Here is a 13246-nt window from a genome sequence, read left to right on the forward strand (position 1 = left end):
GGGGGATGGGAGGGTGAAGAGATTGGAGGGTGGCCGCATTGTACGTGCTGCTGCAGCAATTGCTGAACGGGCTGGTTCTGTCCGGTCTCTATCTGCTGCTATCGCTGGGGCTGGCCCTGATATTCGGGGTCTTGGAGATCCCGCACTTCGCCTTCGGGGCGGTGGCCGTGACCGGCGGGTACGTCGGGTACGTCCTGGTAAACCTGCTCGGCCTTCCCGTCTGGGCGGGAATTGCTTTGGCGGTCGTGATCTCGGCGGCAATCGGAGTGCTCCTGGATCTCCTCCCCTACCGCGACGTGAACAAATTACCTCCACTGAACGCATTTATCGTAGCCTTAGGCTTGATGACCTTCCTGAATAATACTTTGCAGTTACTATTCGGACCGGATCAGGTCCAGATCAAACTGCATGGGGAGCAATTGGTCTATCTGGGGCAACTGGTGCTTACCGAATTGCGCGTGGCCCTGCTCTTGGTGGCAATTGTCATCATGGTTGTGACCTGGCTGATCCTGAGAAGGACCAAGATTGGAATCGCCGTGCGCGCTGTGGCCGCCAACCGGGAAGCGGCCGCCCTAATGGGGATAGACATCAGGCGGATATCGGCCTTCGTTTTTGCGTACACCTCTGCCATCGGCGCCGTGGTAGGAATCATTTACGGCGGCTTGTATTCGCTCATCCCAACACGGGGCGACAATCTGATCTTCTTTGGGTTCGCGGCCATTGTCCTGGCCGGGATGGGCAACCTCATGGGCACTATCGTGGCCAGTGTGATCTTAGGCGTATTCCAGGCGTTCATGATCGGGTACGTCTCCAGCGCATTCTCAACGGTTGCGGTTTTTGGCCTGATTATCCTGTTGCTCATTTTGAAGCCGATGGGCCTGTTCGGCAAGGAGGTGAGACGGTGAAGGCATCCATCAAACCGGGCATTATTCTTCCCTGGCTGATGATAGCCGTGGCCTTCCTGATTCCGGCGATTACGAGCAACTCCTTTTATCAGTCGCTGTTTATCGTAACCTTCATATGGATCATAGTGAATCAAGGCTTCAACATCATTCTGGGATACACCGGTTATTGCTCCCTGGTTCAGGGCGGGCTGTACGGTACGGCCGCGTACATCACCGCGATCCTTACGACCGCGTACGGTACAAGCCCTTGGGTGGCAGCCCTCGTCGCCGTCTGTGCCGTCACCGTGCTCTCATTGTTGCTGGGCCTAGTGGTTTTCCGGACGTACGGGCAGTTCTTTGCCATCCTCACCCTGGTAATGGGGCTGGCGCTGTACGAGCTCTTCAAGAATCTCGAGATCACCGGTAGGGATGTGGGGATCGCGGGGGTCCCGAGCCTGCTCCCCGCGTCGTGGCCGGCGGTGTCTTATTATTATCTGGTTCTGCTCATTATGCTGGGTGCCGTGGCCTTTGCCCTATGGCTGCGGAAGACCCGGCTGGGCTACGCCCTAAGGGGAATTGGGGCCAACGAAAAACTGGCGGCGAGCGTCGGTATTTCGCTCTACAAATATAAAATCGCCGCGCTCGTCCTGGCATCGGTGTATTCGGGGATAGGCGGTGTCCTTTACGCATATTACATGAACTTTGTAAGCCCGGAGCCCTTTAGTGTCACCGCCTCGCTCTACATGCTGCTCGCGGTGGTGATTGGGGGTACCGGAACGATCGCCGGGCCGATCGTAGGATCGTTTCTATTGGTGTTTCTGCCTGCCTGGATGCAGGAGTTGGAGGCTTACCAGCTGACGATATACGGGTTAGTGGTAATTCTGATGATCAGATTTATGCCCCGGGGGCTGGTCAGCATCGGGAGTTATGTGAAAGGAACGAGCCCGGCGGAGTCCGCCGGCCAGTGACGGGAATCCTGAAGGGGAGGGTGAGTGGATGTGAGGGATAGTCTGATACAGGCGATGGCGGAGCTGAATGAAGATGCGCTGCTCGCGGAAGTGCGGGCCCTGGTGGAGCAGAAGGTACCACCGCTGGAGATCATTGCCGACCTTCAAGCCGGTATAACCATAGTTGGTAAGCGGTTTGAAGCCGGGGAATATTTCTTGGCCGAACTGATTGCCGCGGCCAGCCTGTTTACGGAAGTAACCAAGATGCTGGGAATGGACGTGGATGCCGACGCCGGCGCCGGCAAAGGGACGTTTGTGATCGGGACCATCTACGGGGACATTCACGACATCGGGAAAAACCTCGTCGTCTCCCTCATGAAGAGCAACGGCTTCAGGGTGGTGGACCTGGGCGTGGATGTGCCCACCGAGAAATTCCTGGCGGCAATCAGGGAACACAAGCCGCAGGTGGTGGGCATCTCCGGTCTGCTGACCACGGTATACGACCATATGAAGGAATGCATCCAGGCCATCGAGCAGGCGGGGCTGCGCAAAGACCTGAAGATCATCATCGGCGGCGCGGCGGTCAACGAGTCGGTGCGCGAATACGTCAAGGCAGATGCCGTGTGCCTTACCGCCCAGCAGGGAGTGGACTACTGCAAGCGCCTCTTGGGGGTGAACTGAACGTGAAGTCCGGCCCGCAAATGTACGGCGAGCATTTGGAACGGCTACGGAAGGCCATCGCCATGGAAAAGACAGATCGCCCGCCGATTGTTCTCAATGCGGCCGCGTTTTGCTGCAAGTACGGCGGCGGAAAGCTGGCGGACCTGGTTAGCCGGGTTGAATACGGGCATGCCTGTATTATCAAGGGAATGCTGAGGCTGGGTGACGGGGAGGTAGACGCTACCGAGCTCAACAACGAGTACCCCCCCGTTCTGGGCAGTATCTTTCTCTCTCGGATCAGGGTGCCTGGACGGGACCTGCCGGATGACGAGATTTGGCAGATTGACGAACAGGGTCTCATGACCGAGGAGGACTACGATACGATCATCCGGCACGGGTGGGGCTCGTTTCTCGCGGACTATTACCGGAGCAGGCTGGACGGTGTCGAGAGGGAGTACGAGCACCTCGCCCGACATGCCGACAAGCTGGCTCAGATGTACACCGACGCCGGCATTGTGACCCTCGCACCCATCATGGCGCTGCCTCCCTTCGGAGCGATATCCGGCGGGCGCGGCATTCCCCGCTTCATGAGGGACCTGCACCGGATCCCGGACAAGGTGCAGGCCGTCTTCGACGTGATCCAGCATGAAACGGTGGAGACGATGAGGCAACAAATCAGGGATTCCAGACCCCTGGCGGTTTTCATCGGCGGCGCGCGGGAGGCCGGGGATTTCCTAACCTATAAGATGTTTGACCGCTTTGCCTGGCCGTATTTTAAGGAATTGGTGGAGGCTGCCGTCGCGGAGGGGGCGTTTGCCTATCTCCACCTGGATATGTGCTGGGACCGCTTCCTGGACTACTTTAAGGAATTGCCTAAGGGCAAGTGTATCTTCTCTCCGGACGGCACTACGGACATTTTCAAGGCCGGGCAGGTGCTCAAGGGCCACATGTGCTTCATGGGCGACGTCCCCGCCAGCATGCTGACGCTGGGCACGCCGGACGAGGTTTATGCCTACAGCCTGCGGCTGATCGAGGAATTCGCCGATTACGGGCTGATCATGTCCTCGGGCTGCAGCGTACCGCACAACGCCAAACCGGAAAACGTGAGGGCGATGATTGCCGCGGCTCTCGGGAAGTAACACGCCCGGCGAGTGTCAAGGCACATGGCTTGATAGATGGCCGTAGCCTATAGGCCCTGCGTACCCGCGGCCCTATAATATGGGAGAAACAATCAGGTAAGGAGGGCTTGATCGTGGAAATCTTTGGCGAATACGACGTGGTGATTGCCGGGGGCGGCACCTCGGGGGTAGCCGCGGCCATCGCCGCAGCGCGAGCGGGGGGGAAGACGGTACTGATCGAGCGTCTCGGGGCTCTCGGCGGCCAGATGAACGTTTCCGGGCCCCCGGGCTTCGCCTACGCCCACCTGTTCAACGCCCGCGGCGAGCAGATCATTGCCGGCATCGTCGAGGAAACGCATGCCCGGCTGCTAAAGGAGGGGCATGCGCTTCCCCACATCCGCCCGGACTTCCGCTCGCACTATACCTTCTCCTACGTGGACCCCGACTGGTGGGGCCTGCTGATGTTCGAGATGATGCAGGAGAACGGTGTAGACCTGCTGCTCCATTCCCTCGTGGTCGATGTGGTTAAGGAGGGCAGCGCGGTCAAGGGGGTAATCGTCGAGACCCCGTCCGGCAGACAGGTGGTGCTGGGCAAGGTGGTCATCGACTGCACCGGCGAGGGTTACGTGTGCGTGTGGGCCGGAGCGCCCTACGAACAGGTGCCCAAGGACATGCTGCAGCCGCACACGCTGGCCTTTACGGTCGATGGCGTGAACTGGGACAAGGTTATGGACTACATCAGGGAGCACCCCGAGGAGCTGGAGGTGGAACACCTCCTGACGCCGTACCTGATGTCCCAGGGCTGGACCAAGGAACGGATGCTGGAGCGCATCCGGCAATGCCGGGATATTACGGAGCTCGGCGAAGTGATGGGCTTTGTCTCGCTTCGTAACGAGGCCCTGGCCAAGGGAGAATGGCACGGATACAGCGGTGTGGGCTTCTTCCTCATCCCCAGGGACGGCGGGCACATCCAGGCGCACTTCCAGCACTCCTCGCACGTACCCAACTGCGACTGCACGGACGTGCGCGACCTGACCTACTGCGAGGTCGAGTCCAGGAGGCAAATTCTGATCGCCCTGAAGTTCATCAAGAAATACCTGCCTGGTTTTGAGAATTCCTACCTGACGCGGGTCTGTCCCGAGGTGAGAATCCGGGAAACCAGGAGGATCATGGGAGACTACGTCCTGACCAGCGAGGACGTGATCGAGGCCAGGAAATTCCCGGATGTTATCGGAAAGAGCGCCTTTCCTACCGGGGGGCATCACGTGGCCGGAGTGGCCACAATCACGGCGCACCTGAAGGAGTCCGAGGGGAACGCCACCCGGTATCCCAAGGACGGCGGCTCGCATGACATTCCCTACCGTTGCCTGGTGCCGCGCGAGGTTGAGAATCTGCTGGTGGCCGGCAAGGCGGTGTCGACAGACCGGGATCCGTACCTGAGGTTCCTGATGCAGACCATGGTGACGGGACAGGCGGCAGGGGTGGCGGCGGCGCTGTGTGCCAGGAAGGGCATCACCCCGAGGGCGTTGGAGCAAGATGTATCCGAGTTGCAGGAGATTCTCCTCAAGCAGGGTGCCATCCTGTACGGGACGCACTAGGATACCGTGTGCCTGGTGGTCTGCCTTGGCCGTCGGCACCCGTGCGGTTGGCAGTTAGCGCGGTCTGGCCACCAAGCCTACTCACACGAAGCGTGGGCCTTACAACTTAAATTACTGAGAATGGTTCGGGAGGGATACTGATGAAGGACGCCTTGGGGACGGCTGCCGCTCAAGAAGGCGGCGAGGAGATGGACGGGCTCAGAAAGGCGTTTTTGAGGGGCCACCCCATTCTAACCGGCGAGAAGTACAAGGGCTTTGGGATCAAGCAGACGGTGTATCAGGGTAGCGGCTGCATCAACAAAATCCCCGAGATTCTGGCCGCAGAAGGTTGGAAAAGAGTACTGCTTGTCGTTGATCCCGGTGTGCTCAACGCCGGAGGCGCCAAGAAGTGTATGGACTTACTGACCGCGGCAGGGGTTGAATATCAGATCTTTTCCAAGATCGAACCCAATCCCCTGGAGGTGGATATTGAGAAGTACGGTATCCCCATGTACAAGGAAATGAAGGCGGACGTGATGATCGCCCTCGGGGGCGGCAGTACCCTGGACAGCGCCAAGGGCATCGCCATGGTTGGTGACAGTAATATGACCGTCAGGGAAGCCAGCGACAAGTGCTTCGAAATAGGGCCGTTTACTCCCCCGCCATGGAAGACATATCCGATCATCGCGGTTCCCACCACCGCCGGGACGGGGAGCGAGGTCATCCGTAATGCCGTAATTACCGAGCCCAACGGTCACAAGATGGTTCCCATGCACGACTGCATTCTTCCTGCCTACGCCATCTGCGACCCCGACCTGCTGGCCACCCTGCCGCCGCACGTTGCGGCAGCTACTGCCATGGACGCACTGGTACAGGCGGTGGAGGCTTACGTGAGCCTTGCCGCCAACGATTTCTCCGAAATGATGAGTTTGCGGGCCGTCGAGCATATAGGACCTCATATCGTTCCCTACTATCACAACCGCGCCATTCCCGAACACGCCGACCACATGAGCAAGGGCTGCATGTATGCCGGTTTCGCCTGGAACAACTCCTTTATCGCGCAGATCCACGGGTCTAACCATCCCGTTACCGAGATCCTGGGTATTTCCCACGGCGAGGCCTGCGCTATTCTTTTCCCGGCGTTTGTCGAGTTCAACGGCCAGGTCTGTAAGGAGAAGTTTCGCAAGGTCTACAACCTGATGTATCCCGATCACCCGGTGGCAAAGGAAGAGTTTGAGCCGGAAATGCTGGTCAAGAAGTTGATCCAGCTCAACCGCGACCTCAACATTCTTAACGGTAAGACGTTGGCCGATTACGGCTGCACCGAGGAGATAGTCGACCGGATCGTCTCCGAGTTCAACGACAGGCTGTACTGCCTACCGCGGACCACGACCAAGGCCCAGTTGAAACAGATGTATATGGACGTGATGAATGGCAAGTACAGCTGAGTGTTATTCGGCACCATGGGCCTCGCACTTCCGTGCGGCTGGTGTGCGGAATCTCCGGCCGGTGAACACGGTCGGGTGCGGGGCTCCCTTTTCTCCTTGGGGATCGCCGCTGCGTACCCGGGAGGGGCCAGAGGTCTGATGCCATAATCTTTCTGCCCCCTTGGGGGAGGACAGGCGCAGTTCGCGACGAACTCCATCCGTGGGAGCGTGCGGCGAGGCCGGAACCGGCAGCCCGGGTGCCATGCCGAACCTGCAGGCGCTGGCCGGGGCGCATGGCTCCCCGAGGGGAGCCCGTCTCAGGCGGTCTCTCCGGGAGGAGCCCGGTGGGGGCGGAGGCCGGCAGGTTCACGGCCTGGCAGGGGGCGACCCGGGGTGGTGGAGGGTGCGTCCGGACGGCCATGGGAGGAGGGTGGTGCGGGCGCACCTACGGTGACAACGCGGAACGCATGCCCGGTGCCTGCACATCACATTATCCGAGAACCGGTCGACTTCCTAGGCGTTTGAGGGGGGAGGCCCGTTGTTAGGGGATGAATCCTCGAGGCTAGGGTTTCTAATGGACAAGCTGGGCATTGGTGGTAAGGAATTAGCAAAAGTATTGAATGTTCACCATTCCCTGGTAAGCAAATGGAGAAACGGCGCCCGGTCACTTCAACCGCACTCGCCCTACCTGACCCAGCTGATCGAGTACTTCCTTACCGTAGACTCGGCGAGAAAGTATGAGAGAATAAGAGAGGTCCTGGGAAACCACTACCCCGATGCCAACCTAGACTCCAAGGAAACGTTATCTGCGCTCCTGGGCAGGTGGCTGTGCCATAATCCCACCGAGAGCAGTCAGATTCCCCTGTTGGGGGCCAGACGCAGGCACAGGATCTACCAGGCGCTGTTTGAGGTTTACAAGGGTAACGAGGGGCGAAGAGAAATCGTCTTGCAGTTGCTGGACATGGCCCTTTCGCTTCCCAGGGGCCAGGAAATCTATATGTTCAGCGAGGAGGATACCTCCTGGCTGGTTGAGGATCCTGCTTTCCTGGCTACCTGGGAAGAGAAGTATCTGGAACTTCTCCGGAAGGGCACCCACGTAAGCATTATTCACACTACCTCCCGCGACCCCAAACTGATAGTTCAGACACTCGCCCAATGGCTTCCCCTGCACGCCACGGGTTGTACCTCGCCTTATTACTATCCCAAGAGTACCGGCAAACCGTTTAGGATATATCTCACCATTGTTAAAGACAAGGCGGGACTTGCGAGCACAAGTGTAGACGGTCTTTCTAGAGAATTGTACACCCACCTTTATTATGATCCGGTGACGGTGCAAACGCTACAGCGGATGTTTATGTCCCTGCTTTTCGAGAGTCGGCCCCTGTTCGACAGGGTTGACTCTCGATCGTTTCCCGAAGTGCTTAACTACCTGGTTCGGTTGGAGCAAAAGCCGGGGGATAATTACTTCTATAACGTTATGCCCTTCTTCAGCACGATGCCCCGCGATCTTTTCATACGGGTACTGGTAGAAGGTGGTTTAAGCACTTCCCAGGTAGAAATGGTGTTACCCTATTACGACAAGTTGAATCATCAGTTTCGGCTCAATATGGCGGGTAAGCGCTACCGCTATATATTAGACCTTCGCCAGCTCGAGCAATCACTGCTATACCCTTCCACCACATCCGCGTGTGACCGGTTCCCTCACCTGGCGGGGTTTAGAATCAATACCACTTCCCGGCACCTTCATGAACAAATCACCTATCTAGTTCGCCTCATGGAGGCGAACCCTAACCTAGAAGTAGCCCTTACCTGCCAACCGCCAATGCCCAGGCTGGGTAGAATAAACCTCTGGCTGAAAGACAGTAGTTTCATGGCGCTACCGGGCCCTCGCGCCGACGGGCTGTTCACCATTGACGAACCAATGATCGTACACAGCTTCTGGCAATTCTTTGAGGAGTTTTGGAACTCGCTTCCTTCAATTCAACGAGATAAGAATTGGATCAAGAAGAGGTTACTCGGGCTTCCGCGCCACTCGGCTGCCATCGGGGGGTAGAAGGCCTGGGCCGTTGCTTTTCCGGGCTCCGGCAGCGGTTGCGCCCGACGAACTGTCAGGCCCGCAAAGCTGATGCAGATTTCCTTCGCCTGCGGGCAGTCCGCCGAACACCACCAACCCAGACCAAGGGTACGCCCAGGTAAGCAGCACCGGACGATTGAACGTTCGGGAGTGTTGCGTCTATTTGTCAACGGTAAGGTCGGTGACAACTGGCGCAACCGCCTGGCCCCGCGGTGAGAGCGAGCATTATAATAGTTACGCGGCGGCACGGCCTGTGGCGGCGTACGGGAATGTAGAGACCTAAAATCGGCGAAAAGACCAGGAGGGAGAGGTATGACCAGCAAACTAGAACCCGTACTGGACCCGCGGGGGATACAGGAAAGAGCAACGCTTGTACTGGCCCGCCGGCCCGGCGTAGACGAGCTGAAAAGGGGCAAGATCCTTTTCTACGACAATACCAAGCTGGATTTCTGCAACTACGGCGAAGTATTCGTCCGGATTAAGGAACGCTTCCGGGAAATGGGCATCGGCAATTTTGTCGATTACCGGGAGACCGTGCGGGGCAAGGATACCAAGGCACTGGAAGCCTATGCCGCCAAGCTGGCCGAAGAGAAGCCGACCGCGGCCGTGGTGGCTCTGGGAGACATGGGCACCTCCCCCGCGACCTGCATTGTATCGATAGCACTGGAGAGGCTAGGCATACCTACGGTATACATCACCGCCAGCCCGGGGCACGAGTTGGTACAGGGAGTGGCCTATTACCGGGCCGGCAAGCTCTGCCTGTGTAACCTAGACCTATATCAGGCCAGCACCCGGGAGCAGATCCGCGCCGAGGTCGATGCTCACTGGGACTATATACTGAACAGCCTAACCGCTCCGCCCGAAGTGCTGGAGAAGCTGGCCGCCATCCCCTTCCCGGTTGACCGTGTTCCCCCTAGGAGCGACGGCCTGCTGCCGTGGGCGGAGGGCATCGAAATGGCCGAGGAAAGGCTGTATGAGCCCGGCTGCTATCTCGAGGAATTCATGGAGGTACTGGACCGGGAGCACCTGGGCGACGGCCTGCCCGTGGTTCCCCCCACGCGGGCCCGTTACCAGAAGATGCTGGCCTACTGTCCCTTTAACCCGGAAACGGTTCTGGCCTACGAGGTGGGTCCCAGCGGCAAGAACATCACCGTAAAAGACGTGCTGGTAGCGGCCGTGATGGCCGGGTGCAAGCCGGAGTACGTACCCATACTAATCACGGCCTTCCGGGCCCTGGCCAATCCGAAGTACAACTTCCTCCAATCGGTAACCACCTCCCACCCCGGAGGCAACCTGGTGTTGGTGAGCGGACCCATAGCGCAGGAGATAGGGATATTCGGGGGCCAAGGCTGCCTGGGGCCCGGCTTCCGCGCCAACGCCACCATCGGCCGGGCGGTGAACCTGGTACTCATCAACGTGTGCCGGTCGGTGCCCGGTGTTTGCGATCTGGACTGCCTGGCCTCGCAGGCGGAGTTCACCTATTGTTTTGCGGAAGATCCTTCCCTGACGCCCTGGAAGACCATCAACGAGGAGCGTTTTGATCGGGACACCACCTGCGTTCTGGTGCTGAAGGCAGAGCCCCCGCACGATATCATCGACTTTCTCAGTCAGGACGGAAGAGACCTGTTGGACACCATAACCCACTGTTGCACCACCCTGGGATCCAACAATGCCTACCTGCCGGGAAGCCTCATTGTCGTGCTCACCCCGGATCATGCCCGGATGCTGGCCGACGCGGGGCTGGACAAAGACCAGATCAGACAGCACATCCATCTGCGGGCGGTTAACGAAGTGCCCATGATAAGGAACCGGGGAATTGTGCCCGTGCGGCCGCCGGGATTCGACCAGCTGCACCCCATGCCGGTTACGCGCTCCCCTCAGGATGTGGAAATAGTGGTGGCCGGCGGCAAGGGAGGGCATTCGGCGGTCATCCTGCCCTGGGCGCTGCACAGTGAGGCCATAGTGGAGCCGGTCCTCCTGCCGGACGGAAAACCGGCGAAGAGCATCGTTGAGTTCAGGCGCTAGTCGGGACGTTGTGTGTATAGACCTGGCGGGTAGAAGCAGTGATACCTGCAGACAGTGCCCCGCCTTGACCGTACTTACGGCGGGCGGACCGAGGGAGGTATCCTGGATATGCCTCAAGGCGGCTACATGGGGAAGATTCTAATCGTAGACTTGGCCCGGCGGACCTACGAGGAGGTGGACGGTGCCGAGAGCCTCTACCGGGAATACATCGGCGGCTACGGACTGGGAGCGAGGATTCTGTACGAGGTCATGAGGCCCGGTGTAGATCCGTTGGGCCCGGAGAATGTCATCGGGTTCGTAACCGGAACCTTTGTGGGTACCAAGGTGCACGGCGGCGGGCGGTTTAACGTGGTGGCCAAATCCCCTCTGACCGGCGGATGGGCCGATAGCAGCTGCGGCGGGCGCTTCGGCCCGCGGCTAAGACGCGCGGGATACGACGGCATATTTGTACGCGGCTGTTCGGACAAGCCGGTGTACCTGTGGGTTTCAGAGGGGAGGGTGGAGTTCCGGGACGCCTCCCACCTGTGGGGAAAAGATGCTCTGGAAACAGAAGACATCGTCCGGAGTGAATGCGGCCGGGAGGTTGGAGTGATAACTATCGGCCTTGCCGGAGAGAACCGTTGTTGGATTGCCGGCCTTATCCACGATCAGGGCCGGGCGGCGGCCCGGCAGGGTCTGGGGGCGGTAATGGGCGCCAAGCTCCTGAAGGCGGTGGCCGTGGAAGGATCCAAAGAAGTTCCGGTGGCCGATATGGATGCCTACGAAAGGGTTCTCAGGGTTATGTCGGAGGACCTTAAGTCCAGGCCGCACATTGTGGACGCACTCCGACAATTCGGGACGCCGGTTGTGTACGTGACCAACGTTGCCATGCAGGACGCCCCCATCCAGAACTGGAAAGGAATAAGCTCGGAGGTATATCCGCTGGAGCGGGCGCAAAGGCTGGGCCCGGAGGTATATCTGGGGCTGGAGAAACGGAAGTACGCCTGTGCGCAGTGCGGCATAGCCTGCGGGGCGCTAATCGAACTGGATGGACCCACCGGCCCTCTGCGAACGCACCGGCCGGAATATGAAACCATAGCTGCCTTCGGAAGCATGTGCCTGGTGGACGATGTGGCCACGGTGATAAGGGCTAACCACCTCTGCAACCGCTACGGCCTGGACACCATTTCCGCCGGTGCCACCATTGCCTTTGCCATGGAATGCTATGAAAGGGGCCTCATCACGGATAAGGAGACCGACGGTCTCTCGCTGAAGTGGGGCAACAAGGACGCGATTCTGCCGCTAATTGAAATGATGGCCCGGCGGGAGGGTATCGGCGCGGTCCTGGCAGACGGGGTGCGGCTGGCCAGTCAGCGTATAGGCGGGGGCAGTGAGGAGTTCGCCATCCACGTAGGGGGACAGGAGCTTGCCTGTCACGACCCCCGGTGCTGGCCGGGGTTTGGGTACGGGTACGCGCTGGATCCCACACCCGGACGTCACACTCAGGGAGGGGTGGGATTCATCGAACACGGGTGGACGGACAAGACCCTGGAGAAACATGGTTATAACCTGAGCCATCTCGCCCAGGAAAGATACAGTTACCACTCCAAGGGTAAGGTCCTGGCGCTCCTTAATCACTGGTTTCAGTTCTTCAATTCGACCGGAATGTGCCTGTTCAACGTATACGGGTACCAAGAGTATCCCATTCTCGAAGCCTTCAGGGCCGTCACCGGATGGACGACCTTTGACCTGAACGAGGCGCTGACCGCAGGAGCGCGCATCAATACCCTGCGCCACTGCTTCAACCTGCGGGAAGGCGTACAGCCCCAGCGATGGACGCTTCCGGAAAGAGTGAGAGGGAACCCACCGCTGGCAGGGGGTCCCACCGCAGGGGTAACGATCGACCTTGAAGCAGTAAAGGCAGATTACTACCGCGAACTCGACTGGGACGCGGTTACCGGCGAGCCTTCGCCCCGGGAACTTCGTCGGCTGAATCTAGCCGAATTGGTGGGCCGCGGGGCAGCGCGACCAAAGGAGTCCTGATCCGCGGCCTTCCGGCGGTTTCTGCATTCCCTGCAGTTGTTGGGGCAGGTGGCCTCTCCGGGCGGCCCGGGGGCCCAGGGGAGGGAGAAACCGTATCGGCGGCGGCAGGGGGGACGGCGGTTGGCTTTTGACTTTTATCAAATAGGGGCGCTCAGGGATTTCCCGAGTCGGGTACGGGTAGAACAGGAGAACATTACCATCCGGGATTGCCTCAAGTACCTGGGAGAGCGCTACCACCGAGACCTGGAAGCGGAACTGCTGGACGAGCAGGGGCAGTTACAGGCCGGGTATCTGCTGCTACTCGACGGCCGCAGCATCGGTTCGGAGAAGGGGCTGGAGGCCGTGATACCCGACAACGGCGTGCTGCTCCTAACCGTTCTTATCGCCGGCGGATAGGAGGAGTGACCCGGGCGCGGCGGCGGGCCAGGAGGCGAACCCCGGTTGAACCTAGCGGAGCGGAGAGGCGACGGGGTGGAGGCTGCCGCCTAGGGCTTCTGCCGAGAATATACGGG

Annotated in this window: 10 protein-coding genes; all 10 read left to right on the top strand. The window is 59.5% G+C overall.

Annotated elements, in window-relative coordinates:
• Positions 1-44 precede the first annotated feature (44 nt).
• Positions 45-905 (top strand): branched-chain amino acid ABC transporter permease, encoded by an 861-nt coding sequence (locus NUV99_06245; protein MCR4419722.1) that lies wholly within the window; start codon positions 45-47, stop codon positions 903-905.
• Entirely contained in the window at positions 902-1852 is a 951-nt protein-coding gene (locus NUV99_06250; GenBank protein ID MCR4419723.1) for a branched-chain amino acid ABC transporter permease, read from the top strand. Before NUV99_06245 ends, NUV99_06250 begins: the two co-directional genes overlap by 4 nt.
• Before the next feature lie 30 nt (positions 1853-1882).
• Entirely contained in the window at positions 1883-2512 is a 630-nt protein-coding gene (locus NUV99_06255; GenBank protein MCR4419724.1) for a cobalamin-dependent protein, read from the top strand.
• Positions 2513-2574: 62 nt separating this feature from the next.
• Entirely contained in the window at positions 2575-3630 is a 1056-nt protein-coding gene (locus NUV99_06260; protein ID MCR4419725.1) for a uroporphyrinogen-III decarboxylase, read from the top strand.
• Between the two features lie 113 nt (positions 3631-3743).
• Positions 3744-5207: an FAD-dependent oxidoreductase gene (locus NUV99_06265; GenBank protein ID MCR4419726.1), complete on the top strand. Its 1464-nt coding sequence runs from the start codon at positions 3744-3746 to the stop codon at positions 5205-5207.
• 140 nt (positions 5208-5347) lie between these two features.
• Entirely contained in the window at positions 5348-6634 is a 1287-nt protein-coding gene (locus NUV99_06270; protein MCR4419727.1) for an iron-containing alcohol dehydrogenase, read from the top strand.
• 595 nt (positions 6635-7229) lie between these two features.
• Complete coding sequence (locus tag NUV99_06275) at positions 7230-8666, top strand: hypothetical protein (protein MCR4419728.1); 1437 nt, start codon at positions 7230-7232, stop codon at positions 8664-8666.
• 333 nt (positions 8667-8999) lie between these two features.
• Complete coding sequence (locus NUV99_06280; GenBank protein ID MCR4419729.1) at positions 9000-10712, top strand: hypothetical protein; 1713 nt, start codon at positions 9000-9002, stop codon at positions 10710-10712.
• Between the two features lie 108 nt (positions 10713-10820).
• Positions 10821-12734: an aldehyde ferredoxin oxidoreductase family protein gene (locus tag NUV99_06285; GenBank protein ID MCR4419730.1), complete on the top strand. Its 1914-nt coding sequence runs from the start codon at positions 10821-10823 to the stop codon at positions 12732-12734.
• A 120-nt stretch (positions 12735-12854) separates the two neighbouring features.
• Complete coding sequence (locus tag NUV99_06290) at positions 12855-13130, top strand: MoaD/ThiS family protein (protein ID MCR4419731.1); 276 nt, start codon at positions 12855-12857, stop codon at positions 13128-13130.
• The last annotated feature ends 116 nt before the right edge of the window (positions 13131-13246 follow it).

It is taken from the genome of Clostridia bacterium (assembly GCA_024653205.1).
In the GTDB taxonomy this organism is placed as follows: Bacteria; Bacillota; DSM-521; order Neomoorellales; family SLTJ01; genus JANLFO01.